The organism is Sphingomonas sp. (assembly GCF_965200105.1).
In the GTDB taxonomy this organism is placed as follows: domain Bacteria; phylum Pseudomonadota; class Alphaproteobacteria; order Sphingomonadales; family Sphingomonadaceae; genus Solisphingomonas.
The window spans coordinates 804,885-823,806 of the sequence record NZ_CBDATN010000003.1 but is presented as its reverse complement, the minus strand read 5'-3'; the positions used below and the strand labels follow the sequence as shown (position 1 = coordinate 823,806).

The window sequence follows — 18,922 nt, the reverse complement described above, 5'->3', positions numbered from 1 at the left end:
CGCCTACTGCGGTGTCGTCGTGGACGTCGTGGTGGACGTCTGCGTCGCGGTGCCGTTCGGCGTGGCGACGGTGGACCGATGAACGACCTTGTGGACCCTGGGGTGGCGCTTGCCGTCGCGATGGGTGACGGTGCGCGTGTGGACGGCCGTCGTGTGCGCCGTCGCCATCGGAGCCGCCGGCGCGGGGTCGGTCTGGGCCATGGCGGCGGACGATGCGATCGCGGCGAGCGCGGTCAGGGCGAGCATCCTCATCATTCTTCTCCTCCCGGACTGTTCCGGAGCGCGGATCATAGGCCGTCGCGCGGTTGACCGGCAATGAACCGCGCCGATGGCAGCGTCAGGCGCAGGGCCGCGCGTGGAACTGGAACGGGACACGGGGAAGGACCGGCTCGATGTCGGGCACGCCTTGGGCGTGCCGGCGGGCAGATCACCGCGCGAGCGTCGCCAGCTCGGCGGGGCGCAGTTCGTGAACGAGCTGGTCCATCGTGCACTGCGCGGGCGCCTTGTCGGGGCGCCAGCGCAGGAGGCGGGTGCCGTGGCGAAAACGGCTGGCCGTCACCTGATCGTAGAGCACCTCGACGACGAGTTCGCCGCGCAGCGGCTCCCACGCGCTCTCCTCGCCCCTGTTCCAGCGGCGCGGTCCGCCGGGCGCCTTGCCGGTGAAACCCGGCGCCTCGATCAGCGGCCCGAGCTTCGCGGCGAGCGCACCACGATCCGCCGCCGCGATCCCGGAGGTGAAGCCGACATGGTGCAGCCGACCCGCCTCGTCGAAAAGCCCGAGCAGCAACGACGCGACGCCGTCGCCATCCCTGGCGCGCCGGAACCCGCCGACGACGCAATCCGCGGTCCGGTGCTGCTTGACCTTGCGCATCGCGCGCTCGCCGGGGCGGTACGGCTCGTCGAGCCGCTTGGCGACGACGCCGTCGAGAGCGCCGCCGCTCCGCGCCAGCCACGCCCGCGCGGCCGCCAAGTCGCCGCGGGGCGACAGCAGCAGCGACGGCCCGGCATGGCGGGCATGGAACGCCTCCAGCGCGTCGCGCCGCTCCGCGAGCGGTCGGCCGAGCAGTTCGGTCTCGCCGTCGCGCAGACAGTCGAACAGCATGAGCTGCGCGGGCGTCTGGCGCGACAGCTTCGCGATCCGGCTCTCCGCCGGATGGAGCCGCGCCTGCAGCGCGCCGAACGACACTATGTCGCCGACGGGCAGGATCAGCTCGCCGTCGAGCACGAACCGCGCTTGCGAGATCGCGCCGACGAGCGCCACGATCTCGGGGAAGTAACGGGCGAGCGACTTGCCCGACTTCGACAGGATCTCGACCTCGTCCGCGTCGCGGAACACCAGCGCACGGAAGCCGTCCCATTTGGGCTCGAACTGCCAGCCGGGCTCGTCCGGCAGCTCCGGGACGAGCTTCGCCTCCATCGGCGCCAGCGTCGGGGTGATCATGACGTCGTGGTGGCTCGCCGCATCCGGTTCCGGCCGAGCCCCATCGCCACGATCCGGGTTCAGGCCTGAACGTCCACCTTCGCGCCTTCGCCCGCCTTGGCCACGCCGACCATCGCGGGGCGGAGCAGGCGATCCTTGATCATCCAACCGGTCTGCATCTCGGAGACGACGGTGCCGGGCTGCTGGCCCTCGCCCGCGTCCAGCTCCATGATCGCCTGATGCCGGTTGGGATCGAGCGGCTGGCCCATCGCCTCGATCCGCGTCACGCCGTTCCGCTGGAAGACGCTGTCGAGCTCCTTGGCGGTCATCTCGATGCCGGTGACGAGCGGCTTCAGCTTCTCGTCGGAGCGCAGCTCGGCGGGGATCGCGGTCAGCGCACGCGCGAGGTTGTCGGCGATCGACAGCATGTCGCGCGCGAAGCCGGTGGTGGCGTAGGAACGCGCGTCGGCCAGCTCCTTCTCGGTGCGGCGGCGCAGATTCTGCATCTCGGCCTGCACGTAGAGCTTCTCGTTGCGCGCCGTCTCCAGCTCCTCGCGGAGCTTCGCGGTGGCGTCATGATCCGCGACCTCGGGAGCGGCGGCGGTGTCGGCGCGCAGGTCGTCGGCGGCGGGAGGAGTGGTCTCGTCGATCATGCCATGAGTCTCGAAAGCGTTTGGGCGGTGAAGTCAACTATCGGCACGACGCGCGCGTAGTTCAACCGCGTCGGCCCGATCACGCCGACGACGCCGACCACGCGCCCCTGCGCGCCGCGATAGGGCGCGGCCACGATCGACGAACCCGACAGCGCGAACAGCTTGTTCTCCGCGCCGATGAAGATCTTGGTGGCGGAGCCGTCGCGCGCGGAGCCGAGCAGGCGCGCGATCTCCTCCTTGCCCTCTAGCTCGTCGAGGAGCTGGCGCACGCGCTCCAGGTCCTCCGCCGCCACGCGATCGATGAGGTTGGCCTGGCCGCGCACGATCAGCACCGGCCTGTCCGCGCCGTCTGTGGACCATAAAGCGAGCCCGCGCCCGACCAGGTCGCGGCTGGCGCGATCGATCGCCGCGCGCCCGCGCCCGATCTCGGCGGCGATCCGCGCCTGCGCCTCGCCCAGCGTCAGCCCGGACAGCTCCGCGGAGATATAGTTGCCCGCCTCCGCCAGCATCGCGGGCGTGGTGCCCGGCGGCAGCGCCACCACCCGGTTCTCCACCTGCCCGTCGTCGCCCACCAGTACCGCCAGCGCCTGATCGCGGGACAGCGCCACGAAGCCGAACTGGCGCAGCACCGGCTCCTGCTTGGGCACCATCACCAGCCCGGCGCAGGCGGAGAGGCCGGACAGCACCGATCCGGCGGCAGCCAGCGCGTCCTCGATCGGGCCGCCGCGCCCGATCCCGCGCTCGATCAGGTCGCGCTCCTCGGTGCTGGGCTCGGCGGCCTGCATCATGCCGTCGACGAACAGGCGCAGCCCCGTCTCGGTCGGCATCCGCCCCGCCGAGGTGTGCGGGGCGGCGAGCAGCCCCGCGCCCTCCAGATCCTGCATCACGCCCCGGATTGAGGCGGGCGAGAGGTTGAGCCCCGCTGCCTGCGCGATCGTCCGGCTGCCCACCGGCACGCCGGATTGCAGGTAGCTCTCCACGACGACGCGGAAGATCGCGCGCGCGCGGTCCGAAAGCTCGGGGATGGCGGGCGACATGCCGCGAATACTAGTGGTTCCGCCCGCTCCGCTCAATCGCTACAGCCGCCCGACCCACGATCATAGGAGCAGCCCATGCGTCCCTCCGGCCGCGCGCCAGACCAGATGCGCGCCATCACCATCGAGCCGAACGCGACGCGCCACGCGGAGGGGAGCTGCCTGATCGGCTTCGGCGACACCCGCGTGCTCGTCACCGCGTCGGTCGAGGAGCGCGTGCCGCCGTTCCTGCGCGGCAAGGGCCAGGGCTGGGTGACGGCCGAGTACGGGATGCTGCCGCGCGCCACGCACACGCGCGGCTCGCGCGAGGCGGCGAAGGGCAAGCAATCCGGCCGTACGCAGGAAATCCAGCGGCTGATCGGGCGCAGCTTGCGCGCGGTGTGCGACATGGCCGTGCTCGGCGAGCGCCAGATCACGATCGACTGCGACGTCATCCAGGCCGACGGCGGCACGCGCACCGCCGCGATCTCGGGCGGCTGGGTGGCGCTCCGGCTCGCGATCGACGGCCTGCTCGCCTCGGGCAAGCTGACGGCCGATCCGCTGGTGAAGCAGGTCGCCGCCGTGTCCTGCGGCATCCACGAGGGCACGCCGGTGCTCGACCTCGATTACCCAGAGGACAGCACCGCCCACGCCGACGGCAATTTCGTGCTGCTGTCCGACGGCTCGATCGCCGAGGTGCAGGCGACGGCCGAGGGCGCGACCTATGACGAGGAGGCGCTGCTCCGCCTGCTCCGCCTCGCGCGCATGGGTTGCACCGAGATCTTCGCCGCACAGCTCCGCGCGGTCGGCAAATGAGGAAGCTGGCGCGCGGCCGCCTCGTCATCGCCAGCCACAACAAGGGCAAGATCCCGGAGATTGCGGCGCTGCTCGCCCCCTACGGCGTCGATCCGGTGTCGGCCGCCGACATGGACGTGCCCGAGCCCGAGGAGACCGGCACCAGCTTCGCCGCCAACGCCGAGCTGAAGGCGCGCTTCTCCGCCGACCTGACCGGCCTGCCCGCGCTCGCCGACGACAGCGGGCTGTGCGTCGACGCGCTGCGCGGCGATCCCGGCATCTTCTCGGCGCGCTGGGCGGTGCAGCCGGACGGCAGCCGCGATTTCGCGCGCGCGATGGAGCGCGTCGAGCAGGCGCTCGGCCGCGCCGCGCCCGAGGCGGGGCGGGACGCGCACTTCGTCTGCGCGCTGTCGCTGTGCTGGCCCGACGGCCATGTCGTGACGGTGGAGGGCCGCGTCGACGGCCATCTCGTCTGGCCGCCTCGCGGCGATCGGGGCTTCGGCTACGACGCGATGTTCCTGCCGCATGGCCGCCACGAGACCTTCGGCGAGATCGACCCGGACGAGAAGCACCGCGTCAGCCACCGCGCCGACGCTTTCGCCAAGCTCGTCGCCGCCATCTTCTGATGGGCGCGGGGCACTAGCGGACGGGCCGAATGGAGCGCGAGCCCCGTCGGCCACGATCTCACCATTCACCGCGACGGTCCCGAGGCCGCCGCGCACGCCGCGGATGCGCGGGACGGGCCGAATCGCGGGCGGGTCGGGCGGCTGAGCCGCGCTAGGTGCTCGAACGGCGGGGCCGCGCCGGGGCGTCCACCGCCAGGGTGATGACGGTGAACAGCAGTTGGTGCTCCTGATCGGTCACTTCCACGCGCCACTGGCCGTGGTCCCACAGCTCGCTGCCGCCGTAGCGCAGCACCTCGCCGGCATAGCCGACCGCCGCGTTCCGGGCGGCCTCGTCGTCGGCGAGTTCGACGCCCTCCTCGTCGTAGCTGCGTTCGCCGTCTGCGGAGTGGAAGAAGTAGCGCGGCATGGCCTATCCCTTGGGAGAGCTGGTTCATAGCGACAGCCCATCCGCCTCGTCGTTTACGCAGGTTAACTCGGGTCGCGGCGTCGGCCCTTGCCTCGGGCGAGCCCGGGTCGCTGGTTCGCCCGCCGATCGCCGGGTCGCCACCCGGCGCGGCGCAGGTGTAGGTAGCCGGACTCGAAGCGGGCGGCGCGCTTGAGCGCGGCGGCGGCGAGTACGGCGACGTCGTATGACGATGCTGGATGAGGCCGTCGGCGCGCGGCGATTGCATGATGCGGTTGACCTGAACGGAGGTGAGCCTCGTCAGCTCCTCCTGCGTCAGCGTCAGCAGATAGCTGTCGTCGTCCGCCATCCCACCATGCGGTGGAGGATCAGCAGCTCGTAGAGAGGTGCGCCAGCCGCTCGCGTGCGTCGCGGCGGTCGTGATCGACGGTGCGCTCGCGCGGCACCGCCGTGCCGGTCATCATGCTCCACCACAGCGCCTGGGTGAGGCCCTGCATCTCGATCAGCAACGCGCGCATCGTGTCGGCCGCAATGAACGCGACCTCGGTCTGGGTGATCGCGTCGGTGCCATGATCCATCCTGTCGAGCACGAACACCTCGACGTCGCAGAGGTCGCCGGAAATGAAGAAGGCCATGATCTGCCGCCCGCCGTCCGCCATGCCCTTGTGGCGGGTCGCCATGCCCGAGAGCACGACGAGGACATCGCTGGCGTCGCGCGCAACTAGTAGGCCGGCTCCCCCTCGACATTGCCGGCCGGCCAGTAGCGGCACACCAGCACGTCGTCGCGCGCGTTGCTGGCGACGGCGCAGCCCAGCCGCCGCGTGTCCCGCCAGACGATCTGCGTGTAGTGGCCGACATCGTGCCAGCCGACGGCCCCGCGGCGCGGCGCGGCGAGCCGTCGGCGCTCGCCCACCCAGTAACCCGCCATATCGGCGTAGCTGAACGCGCCGCGCGTCCCCATCCACAGGTTCTCGCCCTCCGCCTCCTGCGCGGCGTGGCGGAAGGCGTGCGCGCGGGCGAGCGCGTCCGCCCAGCGTTGCGCGTCGCTGGCGAGCGCCTCGTCCCACGCGAGCGCGGGCAGCCCCACCTGCGCGCGCGCGCCGGCATGGACGGACATCATCGCCTGGCGCAGCGTGGCGCGAGCCGGTGTGGGAGGCGCCGGAGCGGGCGCGATCGGCCGCGCGGGCGGTATGGCGGCGCGCGGCACGCAGCCGGCGAGCGGCAGGCACAGCGCGAGGACGGTGCGCGCACGCTGGCGCCGGCGGACGGGCATGGCCATAGGAAGCGAATGTTCGCTGCCGATCATGACCGGAGGATGTACGCCGCGCCCTCCCCGGCCTCGGCCGATCTCGCGCTTTACGTCCACTGGCCGTTCTGCGTCGCCAAATGCCCTTATTGCGACTTCAACAGCCATGTCCGCGCGCACGTGGACGAGCAGGCGTGGGCGCGCGCGCTCGACGCCGATCTCGCCCACGAGGCGGCGCTGACGCCCGACCGGCGGCTCGGCTCGGTCTTCTTCGGCGGTGGCACGCCCTCGCTGATGGCGCCCGAGACGGTGGCCGGCGTGCTGGCCGCGGCCGAGCGGCACTGGGGCTTCGCGCCCGGCATCGAGATCACGCTGGAGGCCAACCCCTCGTCGGTGGAGGCGGCGAACTTCCACGCGCTGGCGGCGGCCGGCGTCAACCGCGTATCGCTGGGCCTCCAGGCGCTCGACGACGCGGCGCTCGCCTTCCTCGGCCGCGTCCACACGCTGGGCGAGAGCCTCGCCGCGCTCGACGTCGCGCAGGCCGCGTTTCGCCGCGTCTCGATCGACCTCATCTACGCGCGCCCCGGACAGGACGAGGCGGCGTGGGAGGCGGAACTCGCCCGCGCGCTCGCCTTCGGCACCGAGCATCTCTCGCTCTACCAGCTCACCATCGAGCCCGGCACGCGCTTCGCCGCGATGGCGGCGCGCGGCGCGCTCGCGCATCCCGATCCCGATCTCGGCGCCGCATTGTTCGAGGCGACGCGCGCGGCCACGGCGGCGGCGGGGCGCCCGGCCTACGAGGTCTCCAACCACGCCGCACCCGGCGCGGAGAGCCGGCACAACCTCGCCTACTGGCGCTATCGCGACTATCTCGGCGTCGGCCCCGGCGCGCACGGCCGGCGCGGGCGCGCCGCCACCACGCGCCACAGGAAACCCGAGAACTGGCTCGCGGCGGTGGCGCGCAACGGCCACGGCCTCGCCGGCGAGGAGCCGCTCGACGCTGCGACCCGCACGCGCGAGGCGCTGCTGATGGGGCTCAGGCTCACGGACGGCGTCGATCTCGCCGCCATCGCGGACGAGGCCGACGCGCGCGTCGTCGACATCGTCGACGAGGCCGCCGTCGCGCGGCTGGCGGGGCACGGCCTCGTCGCGCGCACGGGCGACCGGCTGGTCGTTAGCGAGGGCGGCATCCTCCTCCTCGACGCGATCCTGGCCGCACTGGTTCGTTAGGAGACGGCCTTCCGCATCGCGACGTTTCGGCCTTGCATCGAAGCCCGGCTAGGGGACGGAGCGGCCGCCATGCCGCAGAGCCTCACTCAATTGCTTGATCCTCGACAGCGCCACCGGTTCCGCAGTCGTCGCCACCCACCTCGCCGGTCGGCGACGCGGTGAAGCGCGGGCGCCGAGCTGATCCCCGGCTGAAGCGAGGCCCAGCGTGACGCCTTCCAGCCGCTGCGCGGCGTCGGGCAGCGCCCGGTTGGCCTTGGACTTGGCGAAATCCGGATGGAACAGAAGGATCGTGGCGCGCACGGTCGGTCTCTCCTCCGCGGGAGACGACAACGGACCGGCCTCCTTCCGACGCATGACCCAGATCAGCTTCATTCGCCCATGAATGCGCGACGTGAACCCTGCCCTCTCGACGAGTGGACCGTACTGCCGAGGATGGGGGGCAAGCCGCCTCACGTGTCGGATACGAGCCTATAGCTGATCCGTCCCCGCTGCCGCCGGAGACCGCTCAGGGCCCCGATCTTGCCGAACACGTCGCGATCCGCCGCGCTTCCGCGTGCACGGATCGCGTCGGAGCACAGAGCCCGTCGGATGCCCGCGAAGGGCAGGGAGGAGCGGACCGGGGGGTGACGTTGTGTCGACTTCGTCGATTTCGGCGCCGCGAACGAAGCCTGTCCGACCGGCGGCGCTCGTTTGCCAACCGCTCCCCCACCGCCTACATCGCGCGGCGAACCCGACACCCGTAACCCGCGAGCGACCCATCATGGCCGTCCAGTACAGCTTCGTCATGAAGAACCTGACGAAGACCTTCCCCGGCGCCCCCAAGCCCGTGCTCAAGGACATCAGCCTCCAGTTTCTGCCCGGCACCAAGATCGCGATCATTGGCGTCAACGGCACCGGCAAGTCGACGCTGATGAAGATCATGGCGGGCATGGACACCGAGTATTCGGGCGAGGCGTGGGCGGCCGAGGGCACGACCGTCGGCTACCTGTCAGCCAGGAGCCGCCGCTCGATGCCGACCAAGACGGTGATGGGCAACGTCCGCGACGGCGTGCGCGCCACCGCCGACCTCGTCGATCGCTTCAACGCCATCTCCGCCGAGATGGGCGACCCGAAGGACGATACCGACTTCGACGCGCTGATGGAGGAGATGGGCGTCCTCCAGGAGAAGATCGACGCGGTCGACGGCTGGACGCTCGACAACCAGCTCGAGATCGCGATGGAGGCGCTGCGCTGCCCTCCCGGCGACAGCAGCGTCGAGAGCCTGTCGGGCGGCGAGCGGCGGCGCGTGGCGCTGACCCAGTTGCTGCTCGCCAAGCCCGACATCCTGCTGCTCGACGAGCCGACCAACCATCTCGACGCCGAGAGCGTCGCGTGGCTGGAGCGGCACCTGATCGACTATCCGGGCAACGTCATCCTCGTCACCCACGATCGCTACTTCCTCGACAATGTCGTGACCTGGGTGCTCGAGCTCGATCGCGGCCGCTACTACACCTACAACACCAACTATTCGGGCTTCCTGGAAGCCAAGGCCAAGCGCATGGGCCAGGAAGAGCGCGAGGAGGAGGGCCGCCAGAAGGCGATCTCGCAGGAACTGGAGTGGATCCGGCAGAGCCCCAAGGCGCGCCAGACCAAGAGCAAGGCTCGCATCCGCGCCTTCGACGAGCTGGTCCAGCGGCAGGCCGAGCGCGGGCCGGGCAAGGCGCAGATCCTCATCCAGGTGCCCGAGCGGCTGGGCGGCAACGTCATCGAGGTGAAGGGGCTGAAGAAGGGCTTCGACGGCAAGACGCTGTTCGACGGGCTCGATTTCACGCTGCCGCCGGGCGGCATCGTCGGCGTGATCGGGCCCAACGGCGCGGGCAAGTCGACGCTGTTCAAGCTCATCACCGGGCAGGAGCAGCCCGACGACGGATCGGTCAAGATCGGCGAGACGGTGCGGCTGGGCTATGTCGATCAGTCACGCGACACGCTCGACGCCAACAAGAATGTCTGGGAGGAGGTGTCAGGCGGCAACGAACGCTTCGTCTTCGGCAAGCACGAGGTCGCCTCGCGGGCTTACGTGGGCGCGTTCAACTTCAAGGGCGTCGACCAGCAGAAGAAGGTCGGCCAGCTTTCGGGCGGCGAGCGCAACCGCGTCCACATGGCCAAGATGCTAGCCAAGGGCGGCAACGTGCTGCTGCTCGACGAGCCGACCAACGACCTCGACGTCGAGACGCTGCGCGCGCTGGAGGAGGCGCTGGAGAATTTCGCCGGCTGCGCCGTGGTCATCAGCCACGATCGCTTCTTCCTCGACAGGCTGGCGACGCACATCCTCGCCTTCGAGGGCGACGGCCAGGTCGAGTGGTTCGAGGGCAATTTCGAAGCTTACGAGGAGGATAAGCGCCGCAGGCTCGGCGATGCCGCCGATCGGCCGGGGGCGGGGGCGTACAAGAAGCTGACGCGCTGAGCGCGCGTCAGCCGAGGCGCGTCGTCGGAATCGAGAGGCGGGCGATCGTGGCCGCCTCGACAGGCTCGCCGAACGGAACGAGGCGCCGCTCGGAGTAGGTCTCGCCCGTGGGCACCCAGAACTGATGAACGACACGGGCGTTGATGTCTGCCACCCAGTATTCGGGCACGCCGGCGAGAGCGTAGCGGGCGCGCTTGCGACCGAGATCGAAGGTGAGGCTCGCGTCCGAGACCTCGACGACCAACACGACGGAGGCGACCGGAACATAACCATCGCCGTCCGGCTCGCTCGTAACCGCGACATCGGGCTCCGGCATATCCGCCGGCGGGATCGCGACGCTGCCTTCGGTGAACGGCGTCAGCGTCAGCCCCGCCGCCCTGATCGCGTCGCGTAGCGCATCGTACACCGCCATCTTGGTGCGCCAATGCGGGCGATGCTGCGCATTCATGTAGACGATCTCTCCGCCGAGCAGCTCGGTGCGCGCATAGCCTTGGAACGCGCCGGCATTGTCGAGCAGGATATAGTCCTCCACCCTCAGCCTGAGCGGGAGCGGAACTTCATTCGCGACTTCTGCCCATTCCGGCAGGCCGACGGGGCGGGGATCGTTCATGGCGTCACGATACCACGCCCCAAAGTAGCCCGGAAATCAGTAGAAGTTGGCCGGATCGGGTGCCGGTGCCCTGCACGCCGCCTGATGCCCGTGCCGGCAGGCATCGACCTGGATGCGCCACGCCGCCATCGCGTCCGCATAGGCGCGGCGCTGGCGCGCATAGCGCGACGCCTGCTGGCCATGCGCGGCGAGCTGCGCGTCGTAGCTGGCGAGGTCCGCCTGATACTGCGCCTGGTTGGCGCCGTTGACCGCGTTCTGCGCCGCGATGTTGCCGCGCACGTCGAGGTTCGCCGACGCGGTGCCGGGATCGGCGCCCGGCGCCACCTGTCCGGGTGCCACCGAAGCCGACGCCTCCGCCGAGCCGTCGTTGTAAGGCTGGTTGGGGTCGGTCTGGTGCGGCTCCGCGGTTTGCGCGGCGAGCGGGCCAGACGCGAGGAGCAGCGCGGCGGCGAACGCGAGAGTCTTCATCAGCTATCCTCCGAGATTCCGCGCGAACGTTCCGGCGGCGTTCCCGGTTCCTGCTCGCTCAGGCCGGCTCGAACCGTCCGCTCGCCTCGTCGAGCAGGCGCAGGACTCCATCCCGGATCGCGAACCACGCGCCCTGCAGCCGCAGCCGTCCCGCCGCTTCCGCTTCGACGACGAACGGAAAGGTTCGGAGGTTCGCGAGGCTGACCGCCACCGCCTCCTGCTCCATCGCGCGCTCCGCCGCCTCGCCCGACGCGTGCGCCGCCGTCACCCGATCACGGCCCTCGTCGAGCAACGCCACCCAGTTGGCGACGAAGCCGCCGGCGCCGGGCTCGGCATCGGCGAAGGCGCGGGTGAGCGAGGCCTTGCAGCCGCCGCAGAACTCGTGCCCCATTACCACGATCTCGGCGACCTTGAGCTGCGTCACCGCGAACTCGATCGCCGCCGAGGTGCCGTGATGCGATCCGTCGCTCTCGAACGGAGGCACCAGCGCGGCCACGTTGCGGACGACGAAGATCTCGCCCGGCGAGGTGTCGAAGACGGTCGCCGGATCGACGCGGCTGTCCGAGCAGGCGATCACCAGCACGCGGGGGCTCTGACCCTCGGCGAGCGCGGTCCAGCGCCGGCGCTGGACCTCCCACCCATCGCGGCGGAAGCGGTCATAACCTTCGAGAAGCTGAGCGAGCGGAGACATGACGCGCGGCGTAGCGCCCGCGGCGCGGGGCTGGCAAGTGGGGGCAGGGAACGCTATCTCCATGATCATGAACGACATGGCCGCCGCTTCGCTCCCCGCACGCGCTCGCAAGCCCGACTGGATCCGCGTCAAGGCGCCCGCCGGCGCCGCTTTCGCCGAGACCAAGGGGCTGATGCGACGGCTCGGCCTCGCCACCGTCTGCGAGGAGGCCGCCTGCCCCAACATCGGCGAGTGCTGGACCAAGAAGCACGCGACGGTGATGATCCTCGGCGACACCTGCACCCGCGCCTGCGCGTTCTGCAACGTGAAGACGGGGATGCCGCGCGCGGTCGATCCGCTGGAGCCGCAGCACACCGCCGACGCCGCCGCCGAGCTCGGGCTGGAGCATATCGTCGTCACCTCCGTCGATCGCGACGACCTGCCCGACGGCGGGGCGTCGCAGTTCGTGCGCGTGATCGAGGCGCTGCGCCGCACCACCCCCGCGACCACCATCGAGATCCTGACGCCCGACTTCCGCAATAAGGCGCAGGCCGCCGTCGAGGCGATCGTCGCGGCACGGCCCGACGTATACAACCACAATCTCGAGACCGTGCCGAGGCTGTACCCCACGATCCGGCCGGGCGCGCGTTACTACGCGTCGCTGCGGCTGCTGGAGAGCGTGAAGCGGCACGATCCGTCGATCTTCACCAAGTCCGGGCTGATGACGGGCCTCGGCGAGGAGCGGCTGGAGGTTCATCAGGTGATGGACGACATGCGCTCCGCCGACATCGATTTCCTGACGATGGGCCAGTATCTCCAGCCCACCCCGCGTCATGCCAAGGTGATCGAGTTCACCGCCCCCAAGACGTTCGAGGCCTATGCGGCGATCGCCCGCGCGAAGGGCTTCCTGCTCGTCGCCGCCTCGCCGCTCACGCGCTCCAGCTATCACGCCGGTGACGATTTCTCGAAGCTGCGCGCCGCGCGCGAGGCGAAGCTGTCGAGCGCGCGGTGATGTTTGCCGTGCCTTTGCGGCGATATTCCGCAAGCTGCTGATCCGACATGCCCCGTCACGCCGAGACGCGGCGGCTGCCCTATACGCCCGAGCAGATGTTCGACCTGGTCGCGGACGTCGGCCGCTATGGCGAGTTCCTGCCCTGGGTGTCGGCGGTGCGCGTGCGGTCGCAAGGCGAGACCGAACTCGTGGCCGAGGTGGTGGTCGGCTTCAAGGGACTCTCTGAGCGTTTCACCTCGCGCGTGGCGAAGGAGCGGCCGCAGCGCATCCACGTCGAATATGTCGATGGTCCGCTCGAGCATCTGCGTAACATCTGGCGCTTTCGCGCCGACGGGGCCGGCGGCACCTGCATCGATTTCTCGGTCGACTTCGCGTTCCGCTCGCGCATCTTCCAGGCGTTGGCAGGGCAGGTGTTCGATCGCGCGCTGAGGAAGATGATCGGCGCATTCGAGGCGCGCGCGGCGGCGCTCTACGGCTCGCCGTCCTCGTCGGAGGCCATCGTCGCGCCGGGCAACAGCAGTTCCAGCGCGCAGAGCGCCGCCTGACGGCGGATCGCGGCACGGCCGATATCGCCGAACTCGCGCAGATCGGCGGTCACGTCCTCGGGATCGCCGTCGCGGGACGCGCGGGCGAAGACGACGGTGCCGACCGGCTTCCTCTCGCTACCGCCGCCCGGCCCGGCGATACCCGTCACCGCGACCGCGACGTCGGCACGGGTGCGGTGGAGCACGCCCTGCGCCATCGCCCAGGCGGTGGCGACCGATACCGCGCCGAACGTCTCCAGAACATCCTCCGAGACGCCGAGATGCTGCGTTTTGAAGGCATTGGAATAGCTGGTGAAGCCGCCTTCGACCACGTCCGAGCAGCCGGCGATCTCGGTCAACGCGGCGGTGACGAGACCGCCGGTGCAGCTCTCGGCCGTCGCCACGCGAAGCCCGGCGGCGCGGTTCTCCTCGATGACGCGGCGGGCGAGCGCCAGCAGCGGTTCGGGCAGATTGTCGTCGGTCATCGTGTCGGGGCCTCGTCGGGGCGGCAGATGCTGAAGCCGGGAACCGCTTCCGATCCGGCGAACTGGAGCGCGAGCAGGATCGCCTCGGCCATGGCATCGGCACGCAGCGGCGCGGCGAGCGCCACCAGCCCGTCCACGGTCGCGCAGTCGTCGGGGTGGACGCGCGCGCGGATCGCCTTCGCGACGATGTCGTGCGCGAGCTTCAGGACCGTGTCGTCGTCGGCGAGGAAGGAGAGATCCTGGCCGCTCGCCACCTCGATCGCGTGGCGGGCGCGGATCGGGTCCGCCGGAGCCTCGCGGCGGTAGCGGGCGGCGAGCGCCGCGCCTTCGCTCGGTAGGAAGGCCTGCGGCGGAAGCACCGTGCCGCATCGGGTCGCCAGCCCCTCGATCGCGTCGGGCAGCGCGACGGAGAGCAGCGTCCTCGCCTCGTCACGGGTAAGGCAGGCCGCGTCGGCCTGCGTCGTGATCGCCGCCGTCGCCGCGAGCATCGTCGTGAACCGCCTCAGGCGCACGGTATCCGCACCGTCGCCACCGCCTGCGCCGCCATGCCCTCTCCCCGCCCGGTGAAGCCGAGCCGCTCCGTCGTCGTGGCCTTGATGCTGATCCGGGCCACCGGCACCCGCAACAGGCGCGCCACCTCGGCGCGCATCGTCTCGCGATGCGGGCCGACCTTGGGCGCCTCGCAGATGATCGTGCAGTCGACATGATCGATCTCGCCGCCACGCGTGCGGATCAGGTCGGCGGCATGTTCGAGGAACTGGCCGGACGCCGCGCCCTTCCACCGTGGATCGGACGGGGGGAAATGATGGCCGATGTCGCCGTCCCCGACTGCGCCGAGCAGCGCGTCGGTGATCGCGTGCAGCCCGACATCGGCGTCGCTGTGCCCCGCGAGCGCGGCCGTGTGGGGCACGCGGACGCCGCAGAGCATGACGTGGTCACCCTCCGCGAAGGCGTGGACGTCGAAGCCCATGCCGGTGCGCGAGACGAGCGTGGCCGCCACGCGCGCCTCGGCGGCGGCGAAATCGGCCTCGTGGGTAATCTTCTCCAACGCCGCGTCTCCCTCGACCGCCACGACGACCAGCCCGGCGGCGCGCGCGACCTGCGCATCGTCGGTGGGTTCCTCCTCCTCCGCCCAGCGACGATGCGCGTCGAGGATGGCGGCGAAGCGGAACGCCTGCGGCGTCTGGACGCGCGCCAGGCCGTCGCGCGGCACCGTCGCGCCGACATGGCCACCGTGCAGGCGGACGAGCGTGTCGACCGCCGGCAGGACCGGCACCGCGCCGTCCGCCTCCGCCAGCGCCGCCGTCAGCCGCCCGATCACGGCGGGAGGAAGGCCGGGCCGCGCGGCGTCGTGGATCAGCACGAGATCCGCGCCGCCCGCCGCCGCGATCGCCTCCAGCCCGGCGCGCACCGAGGCGCGGCGCGTCGCGCCACCGGTGGTGGTGGAGGCGGGCTGGCGACAGGCGAGCGCCGCCGCCAGCATGGCGCCATGTCCCTCGCCATGGACGATGTGGATCGGTACTCCTTCGCATGCGTCGAAGGCCCGTGCGATCACCGTCGCGCCGCCGAGATCGCGATACTGTTTGGGAACGTCGCCACCCGCGCGGCTTCCCGAGCCGCCGGCGACGATCAACGCGACGACCGTGCTCATCACGCGAGCGCCTAGCGCGCCGCGGCGACACCCGCAATGCGACACGCACTTGCCGTCGGGGGGCGGACGGGTTAGCGCGTGCCTCTTTTCTGGGCAGATGCGTGACATGACTTTCCAGCCGCTCCTGCGTCCGATCGCAGTCGGGCCGGTGACGATCGAGACGCCGGTGATCCTGGCCCCGATGACGGGCGTCAGCGATCGGCCGTTCCGCACGCTGGTGCGGCGCTACGGGTCGGGCCTCAACGTGACGGAGATGGTCGCCAGCCAGGCCGCGATCCGCGAGACGCGCCAGTCGCTCCAGAAGTTCGCCTGGGATCCGATCGAGGACCCGGTGTCGATGCAGCTCGTCGGCTGCACCCCCTATGAGATGGGAGAGGCGGCGCGGCTGTCGCAGGATCGCGGCGCCGCGATCGTCGACATCAACATGGGCTGCCCCGTGCGCAAGGTCGTCAACGGCGAAGCGGGCTCGGCGCTGATGCGCGACCTGACGCTCGCCGCCGCGATCATCCGGGGCGTGGTGGAGGCGGTGTCCGTTCCCGTCACGCTCAAGATGCGGATGGGCTGGGATCATGCCAGCCTCAACGCGCCCGAACTCGCGCGGATCGCGGAGGATCTCGGCGTCCGCATGGTGACGGTGCACGGCCGCACCCGCTGCCAGATGTACCGCGACGCCGCCGACTGGCGCTTCGTACGGCGTGTGAAGGACGCGGTGTCGGTGCCGGTGATCGTCAACGGCGACATCTGCTCGCCGGGCGATGCGACGGAGGCGCTGGCGCAATCCGGCGCCGACGGCGTGATGATCGGGCGCGGTGCGTATGGGCGGCCTTGGCTGCTCGCCCAGACGATGCGCCGTCTGACCCGCGGCGAGACCCTCGCCGAGCCGTCGCTCGACGAACAATATGCGGTGATCGTTGAGCATTATCAGGCGATGCTCTCGCACTACGGCAAGGTAACGGGCGTCGCCATGGCAAGGAAGCACATCGGCTGGTACACCAAGGGCCTGACGGGATCGGCGGAGTTCAGGAACGCCGTGAACCAGGAGCCCGACGCGGACCGCGTGCTCGCCATGCTCGACGAATTCTATCGACCGTGGCGCACGCGGGCCGCCGCCTGACTCCGCCCGGCCGACGTGGCGACGCGGACGGCCCCGCCGCCGCGGAGCTCCTGGCCGCGCTGCCCACCGCGATCCTCGTCATCGACGAGGAGGGCCTGGTGCGGGATTGCAATCCTGCGGCGGAGACGCTGCTCAACCTGGCGCGCGCCGGAATCGTGGACGCGCCGATCACCGCGATGATCGGACATTCCCTGACGGCGCTCGCCCCGGACCAGCCGATCGCCGCCTACGATCTCGCCATGACGCTGCCCGGAGCGCGCCCGTACAGCGGCGACATGGCGGTCTCGCCGCTCCCCGATCGCGCGGGGTGGCGGATCGTCGCGATCCACGGCCACGCCAGCCACGATCTCGGCGCGCGCCTCGCCGATCGGCGGGGACGCGCGTTGCCGGCGGCGGCGGCGGCGGCGATGCTGGCGCACGAGGTCAAGAACCCGCTCTCCGGCATCCGGGGTGCGGCGCAGCTGCTCGAGTCAGGGGCCGACGCCGGGCAGGCCGCGCTCACCCGCCTGATCCGCGACGAAGTCGACCGCATCGCCAGGCTGATCGATCGCATGGAAGGGCTGACCGACACGCGGACGCGCGCGCTGGAGCCGCTCAACATCCATACCGTGCTCGGCCAGGTCCGTGAGCTGGCGGCGGCGGGCTTCGCCGCAGGCATGACGATCCGCGAACTCTACGATCCCTCGTTGCCCGACGTGATGGGCAACCGCGACGCGCTGGTGCAGATCCTCGTCAACCTGCTCAAGAACGCCGCCGAAGCGGCCGGTCGGCACGGCGCGATCACGCTTCGCACCGCCTATCGACAAGGACTGTCGGTGGCGCGGCTGGGTGGCGGCGACAGGCTGGCGCTGCCGATCGAGCTGGCGGTCATCGACGACGGGCCGGGCGTGCCCGAGGGCATCGCCGCGCACATGTTCGATCCCTTCGTCACCTCCAAGCGCGACGGGACCGGCCTCGGCCTCGCGCTCGTCGAGAAGCTGGTCGAGGAGATGGGCGGCATCGTCCAGTATCGCCGCGACGCCGGGTGCACCGTGCTCCGCCTGCTGCTGCCCCGTGCCAGGGACGTGCGATGACGACGCGCGTGCTCGTCGTGGACGACGACGCCGCGATCCGCACCGTGGTGCGCGAGGCGCTCCGCCGCGAGGGCCATGTCGTCGAGACCGCCGCCTCGATCGCAGAGCTCAGGCGCGTGATCGGCCCCTTCGGCCCCGACGTGCTGGTGACCGACGTGGTGCTGCCCGACGGCGACGGCCTCGATCTCGTGCCGGAGATCGCGGCGCTCCACCCCGGCCTGCCGGTCATCGTCCTGTCGGCGCGGAACACGCTCGCCACCGCCGTGCGCGCGACCGAGCGCGGTGCGTTCGACTATCTCCCGAAGCCTTTCGACCTGGACGAACTGCGGCGCGCGGTGGCCGGCGCGATCGCCAAGGCACGGGATCCGGCCAGCGAAGCCGCGGCGGATGTTCACGAGCTGCCGCTGATCGGGCGCTCGCCCGCGATGCAGGCCGTGTACCGCACGATCGCCCGCGTCGTCGCCCACGACCTTACCGTCCTGGTGCTCGGCGAGTCGGGCACGGGCAAGGAGCTGGTCGCGCGCGCGATCCACGATCTCGGGCCGCGGCGGGCCAAGCCGTTCGTGGCGGTCAACATGGCGGCGATCCCGCGCGAGCTGATCGAGAGCGAACTGTTCGGACACGAGCGCGGCGCCTTCACCGGTGCGGCGCAGCGCAACGCCGGCCGCTTCGAGCAGGCGGCGGGCGGCACGCTGTTCCTCGACGAGATTGGGGACATGCCGGTGGATGCGCAGACCCGTCTGCTGCGCGTGCTGCAGGAGGGCGAGTACACCACCGTGGGCGGCGCACGCGCGATCCGCGCCGACGTGCGCGTGATCGCGGCGACCAACACCGACATCGCCCGCGACGTCAGCGAGGGGCGCTTCCGCGAGGATCTCTATTATCGGCTCGCGGTGGTGCCGATCGAGTTGCCGGCGCTGCGCCAGCGGATTGAGGACGTGCCCGAACTCGCGCGCCACTTCCTTGATCGCGCCGCCGCCGACGGGCTGCCGCGCAAGACGCTCGACGAGCATGCCACCGATCGGCTTCTGCGCCATGGCTGGCCGGGCAATGTCCGCGAACTCGAGAACCTCATGCGGCGGCTGGCGGCGCTGGTGCGCGAGGAGCGGGTGGGGCTCGACGCGATCGAGACCCAGCTCGGGTCGGCTGGGGGGGCGGGCGGTGCGGCGGAGGGCGCGGACGGCCTCGCCGCGACGGTGGAGGCGCACCTGATCGCGCTGTTCGCCGCGTTCGGGCGCGAGCTGCCGCCCGACGGGCTCTACGATCGCGTGCTGGCGGAAGTCGAGGCGCCGCTGCTCCGCCTCTCGCTCGCGGCGGCACGGGGCAACCAGATCCGCGCCGCGCGGCTGCTCGGCATCAACCGCAACACGTTGCGCAAGAAGCTGTCGGAGCGCGGTATCGATCCCGCCGCCGCCCGGCGCGGACGTTGAGGATCGGGAGCACGGCAGGAGCGATGCCGCGATAGCGCCGAGCCATGAAGCGATCT

23 protein-coding genes are annotated in these 18,922 nt (G+C 71.1%); 9 read left to right on the top strand and 14 right to left on the bottom strand.

Annotated elements, in window-relative coordinates; translation table 11 throughout:
- Nucleotides 1-3: 3 nt before the first annotated feature.
- The 4 genes from ACOFKX_RS16965 to hrcA all read right to left on the bottom strand — a co-directional run bounded on the left by ACOFKX_RS16965 (nt 4) and on the right by hrcA (nt 3,110).
- On the bottom strand, nt 4-252 hold the full coding sequence (locus ACOFKX_RS16965; protein WP_419828222.1) for a hypothetical protein: 249 nt from the start codon (nt 250-252) through the stop codon (nt 4-6).
- Nucleotides 253-427: 175 nt separating this feature from the next.
- A complete protein-coding gene (locus ACOFKX_RS16960; RefSeq protein ID WP_419828221.1) occupies nt 428-1,441 on the bottom strand; it encodes an ATP-dependent DNA ligase in 1,014 nt (337 codons plus the stop codon).
- 59 nt (nt 1,442-1,500) lie between these two features.
- Nucleotides 1,501-2,073 (bottom strand): nucleotide exchange factor GrpE, encoded by a 573-nt coding sequence (gene grpE / locus ACOFKX_RS16955; RefSeq protein ID WP_419828220.1) that lies wholly within the window; start codon nt 2,071-2,073, stop codon nt 1,501-1,503.
- Nucleotides 2,070-3,110, bottom strand: a complete 1,041-nt coding sequence (gene hrcA / locus ACOFKX_RS16950) for a heat-inducible transcriptional repressor HrcA (RefSeq protein ID WP_419828219.1) — start codon at nt 3,108-3,110, stop codon at nt 2,070-2,072. Before hrcA ends, grpE begins: the two co-directional genes overlap by 4 nt.
- Before the next feature lie 75 nt (nt 3,111-3,185).
- Between hrcA and rph the strand changes: the two genes are divergently transcribed.
- Nucleotides 3,186-3,902 carry a ribonuclease PH gene (gene rph, locus ACOFKX_RS16945; RefSeq protein WP_419828218.1) on the top strand — a complete coding sequence of 239 codons (717 nt, stop codon included), beginning with the start codon at nt 3,186-3,188 and terminating at the stop codon, nt 3,900-3,902.
- Nucleotides 3,899-4,507 (top strand): RdgB/HAM1 family non-canonical purine NTP pyrophosphatase, encoded by a 609-nt coding sequence (rdgB, locus tag ACOFKX_RS16940; RefSeq protein WP_419828217.1) that lies wholly within the window; start codon nt 3,899-3,901, stop codon nt 4,505-4,507. The genes rph and rdgB overlap by 4 nt, the downstream gene beginning before the upstream one ends.
- A 151-nt stretch (nt 4,508-4,658) precedes the next feature.
- Here rdgB and ACOFKX_RS16935 read toward each other — a convergent pair whose 3' ends face one another.
- The 3 genes from ACOFKX_RS16935 to ACOFKX_RS16925 all read right to left on the bottom strand — a co-directional run bounded on the left by ACOFKX_RS16935 (nt 4,659) and on the right by ACOFKX_RS16925 (nt 6,189).
- Nucleotides 4,659-4,913: a DUF6894 family protein gene (locus ACOFKX_RS16935; protein ID WP_419828216.1), complete on the bottom strand. Its 255-nt coding sequence runs from the start codon at nt 4,911-4,913 to the stop codon at nt 4,659-4,661.
- A 365-nt stretch (nt 4,914-5,278) separates the two neighbouring features.
- The gene (locus tag ACOFKX_RS16930; protein WP_419828215.1) at nt 5,279-5,590 is read right to left on the bottom strand and encodes a hypothetical protein; all 312 of its coding nucleotides are present in this window, start codon (nt 5,588-5,590) and stop codon (nt 5,279-5,281) included.
- A gap of 41 nt (nt 5,591-5,631) precedes the next feature.
- Nucleotides 5,632-6,189, bottom strand: a complete 558-nt coding sequence (locus tag ACOFKX_RS16925) for a CAP domain-containing protein (protein ID WP_419828214.1) — start codon at nt 6,187-6,189, stop codon at nt 5,632-5,634.
- A gap of 36 nt (nt 6,190-6,225) precedes the next feature.
- Here ACOFKX_RS16925 and hemW point away from each other — a divergent pair, with 36 nt between their 5' ends.
- Complete coding sequence (hemW, locus tag ACOFKX_RS16920) at nt 6,226-7,386, top strand: radical SAM family heme chaperone HemW (RefSeq protein WP_419828213.1); 1,161 nt, start codon at nt 6,226-6,228, stop codon at nt 7,384-7,386.
- A gap of 48 nt (nt 7,387-7,434) precedes the next feature.
- On the opposite strand, the gene ACOFKX_RS16915 is transcribed toward hemW, so the two are convergent.
- Nucleotides 7,435-7,686 (bottom strand): hypothetical protein, encoded by a 252-nt coding sequence (locus tag ACOFKX_RS16915; protein WP_419828212.1) that lies wholly within the window; start codon nt 7,684-7,686, stop codon nt 7,435-7,437.
- Between the two features lie 460 nt (nt 7,687-8,146).
- Between ACOFKX_RS16915 and ettA the strand changes: the two genes are divergently transcribed.
- Complete coding sequence (ettA, locus tag ACOFKX_RS16910; protein WP_419828211.1) at nt 8,147-9,829, top strand: energy-dependent translational throttle protein EttA; 1,683 nt, start codon at nt 8,147-8,149, stop codon at nt 9,827-9,829.
- 7 nt (nt 9,830-9,836) lie between these two features.
- Here the strand turns inward: ettA and ACOFKX_RS16905 are convergent, their stop codons facing one another.
- Genes ACOFKX_RS16905 through ACOFKX_RS16895 form a run of 3 tightly spaced genes read right to left on the bottom strand, consistent with a single transcriptional unit; the run spans nt 9,837 to nt 11,598 of the window.
- Nucleotides 9,837-10,439, bottom strand: a complete 603-nt coding sequence (locus ACOFKX_RS16905; protein WP_419828210.1) for a Uma2 family endonuclease — start codon at nt 10,437-10,439, stop codon at nt 9,837-9,839.
- A gap of 36 nt (nt 10,440-10,475) precedes the next feature.
- Entirely contained in the window at nt 10,476-10,907 is a 432-nt protein-coding gene (locus tag ACOFKX_RS16900; protein ID WP_419828209.1) for a hypothetical protein, read from the bottom strand.
- Nucleotides 10,908-10,965: 58 nt separating this feature from the next.
- Nucleotides 10,966-11,598 carry a carbonic anhydrase gene (locus ACOFKX_RS16895; RefSeq protein ID WP_419828208.1) on the bottom strand — a complete coding sequence of 211 codons (633 nt, stop codon included), beginning with the start codon at nt 11,596-11,598 and terminating at the stop codon, nt 10,966-10,968.
- Between the two features lie 61 nt (nt 11,599-11,659).
- On the opposite strand from ACOFKX_RS16895, the gene lipA reads away from it, so the two are divergent.
- Nucleotides 11,660-12,589, top strand: a complete 930-nt coding sequence (gene lipA, locus ACOFKX_RS16890) for a lipoyl synthase (RefSeq protein ID WP_419828207.1) — start codon at nt 11,660-11,662, stop codon at nt 12,587-12,589.
- Between the two features lie 47 nt (nt 12,590-12,636).
- Nucleotides 12,637-13,134: a type II toxin-antitoxin system RatA family toxin gene (locus tag ACOFKX_RS16885; RefSeq protein ID WP_419828206.1), complete on the top strand. Its 498-nt coding sequence runs from the start codon at nt 12,637-12,639 to the stop codon at nt 13,132-13,134.
- Here the strand turns inward: ACOFKX_RS16885 and ACOFKX_RS16880 are convergent.
- From ACOFKX_RS16880 to ACOFKX_RS16870, 3 genes are read right to left on the bottom strand one after another with little or no spacing between them, the layout of a single operon-like run.
- A complete protein-coding gene (locus ACOFKX_RS16880) occupies nt 13,059-13,598 on the bottom strand; it encodes a CinA family protein (protein ID WP_419828205.1) in 540 nt (179 codons plus the stop codon). The two genes, ACOFKX_RS16885 and ACOFKX_RS16880, sit on opposite strands and share 76 nt — an antisense overlap.
- Nucleotides 13,595-14,110 carry a hypothetical protein gene (locus tag ACOFKX_RS16875; protein WP_419828204.1) on the bottom strand — a complete coding sequence of 172 codons (516 nt, stop codon included), beginning with the start codon at nt 14,108-14,110 and terminating at the stop codon, nt 13,595-13,597. The genes ACOFKX_RS16880 and ACOFKX_RS16875 overlap by 4 nt, the downstream gene beginning before the upstream one ends.
- Nucleotides 14,101-15,249 (bottom strand): bifunctional 2-C-methyl-D-erythritol 4-phosphate cytidylyltransferase/2-C-methyl-D-erythritol 2,4-cyclodiphosphate synthase, encoded by a 1,149-nt coding sequence (locus ACOFKX_RS16870; protein WP_419828203.1) that lies wholly within the window; start codon nt 15,247-15,249, stop codon nt 14,101-14,103. Before ACOFKX_RS16870 ends, ACOFKX_RS16875 begins: the two co-directional genes overlap by 10 nt.
- 106 nt (nt 15,250-15,355) lie before the next feature.
- Between ACOFKX_RS16870 and dusB the strand changes: the two genes are divergently transcribed.
- From dusB to ntrC, 3 genes are read left to right on the top strand one after another with little or no spacing between them, the layout of a single operon-like run.
- The gene (gene dusB / locus ACOFKX_RS16865; protein ID WP_419828202.1) at nt 15,356-16,363 is read left to right on the top strand and encodes a tRNA dihydrouridine synthase DusB; all 1,008 of its coding nucleotides are present in this window, start codon (nt 15,356-15,358) and stop codon (nt 16,361-16,363) included.
- On the top strand, nt 16,339-17,436 hold the full coding sequence (locus tag ACOFKX_RS16860) for a two-component system sensor histidine kinase NtrB (RefSeq protein WP_419828201.1): 1,098 nt from the start codon (nt 16,339-16,341) through the stop codon (nt 17,434-17,436). The genes dusB and ACOFKX_RS16860 overlap by 25 nt, the downstream gene beginning before the upstream one ends.
- Entirely contained in the window at nt 17,433-18,866 is a 1,434-nt protein-coding gene (ntrC, locus tag ACOFKX_RS16855; RefSeq protein ID WP_419828200.1) for a nitrogen regulation protein NR(I), read from the top strand. The genes ACOFKX_RS16860 and ntrC overlap by 4 nt, the downstream gene beginning before the upstream one ends.
- Nucleotides 18,867-18,922 lie beyond the last annotated feature (56 nt).

Excerpts from the sequence above, each read along its gene's own strand:
- hemW (WP_419828213.1), top strand. The coding sequence starts at position 6,226 with ATGTACGCCGCGCCCTCCCCGGCCTCGGCCGATCTCGCGCTTTACGTC.
- ntrC (WP_419828200.1), top strand. The coding sequence starts at position 17,433 with ATGACGACGCGCGTGCTCGTCGTGGACGACGACGCCGCGATCCGCACC.
- ACOFKX_RS16935 (WP_419828216.1), bottom strand. The coding sequence starts at position 4,913 with ATGCCGCGCTACTTCTTCCACTCCGCAGACGGCGAACGCAGCTACGAC.
- ACOFKX_RS16900 (WP_419828209.1), bottom strand. The coding sequence starts at position 10,907 with ATGAAGACTCTCGCGTTCGCCGCCGCGCTGCTCCTCGCGTCTGGCCCG.
- ACOFKX_RS16925 (WP_419828214.1), bottom strand. The coding sequence starts at position 6,189 with ATGGCCATGCCCGTCCGCCGGCGCCAGCGTGCGCGCACCGTCCTCGCG.
- ACOFKX_RS16870 (WP_419828203.1), bottom strand. The coding sequence starts at position 15,249 with ATGAGCACGGTCGTCGCGTTGATCGTCGCCGGCGGCTCGGGAAGCCGC.
- ACOFKX_RS16885 (WP_419828206.1), top strand. The coding sequence starts at position 12,637 with ATGCCCCGTCACGCCGAGACGCGGCGGCTGCCCTATACGCCCGAGCAG.
- rph (WP_419828218.1), top strand. The coding sequence starts at position 3,186 with ATGCGTCCCTCCGGCCGCGCGCCAGACCAGATGCGCGCCATCACCATC.
- rdgB (WP_419828217.1), top strand. The coding sequence starts at position 3,899 with ATGAGGAAGCTGGCGCGCGGCCGCCTCGTCATCGCCAGCCACAACAAG.
- hrcA (WP_419828219.1), bottom strand. The coding sequence starts at position 3,110 with ATGTCGCCCGCCATCCCCGAGCTTTCGGACCGCGCGCGCGCGATCTTC.
- ACOFKX_RS16895 (WP_419828208.1), bottom strand. The coding sequence starts at position 11,598 with ATGTCTCCGCTCGCTCAGCTTCTCGAAGGTTATGACCGCTTCCGCCGC.
- ACOFKX_RS16930 (WP_419828215.1), bottom strand. The coding sequence starts at position 5,590 with ATGGCGACCCGCCACAAGGGCATGGCGGACGGCGGGCGGCAGATCATG.
- ACOFKX_RS16905 (WP_419828210.1), bottom strand. The coding sequence starts at position 10,439 with ATGAACGATCCCCGCCCCGTCGGCCTGCCGGAATGGGCAGAAGTCGCG.
- lipA (WP_419828207.1), top strand. The coding sequence starts at position 11,660 with ATGATCATGAACGACATGGCCGCCGCTTCGCTCCCCGCACGCGCTCGC.
- ettA (WP_419828211.1), top strand. The coding sequence starts at position 8,147 with ATGGCCGTCCAGTACAGCTTCGTCATGAAGAACCTGACGAAGACCTTC.
- dusB (WP_419828202.1), top strand. The coding sequence starts at position 15,356 with ATGACTTTCCAGCCGCTCCTGCGTCCGATCGCAGTCGGGCCGGTGACG.
- ACOFKX_RS16965 (WP_419828222.1), bottom strand. The coding sequence starts at position 252 with ATGAGGATGCTCGCCCTGACCGCGCTCGCCGCGATCGCATCGTCCGCC.
- ACOFKX_RS16880 (WP_419828205.1), bottom strand. The coding sequence starts at position 13,598 with ATGACCGACGACAATCTGCCCGAACCGCTGCTGGCGCTCGCCCGCCGC.
- ACOFKX_RS16960 (WP_419828221.1), bottom strand. The coding sequence starts at position 1,441 with ATGATCACCCCGACGCTGGCGCCGATGGAGGCGAAGCTCGTCCCGGAG.
- grpE (WP_419828220.1), bottom strand. The coding sequence starts at position 2,073 with ATGATCGACGAGACCACTCCTCCCGCCGCCGACGACCTGCGCGCCGAC.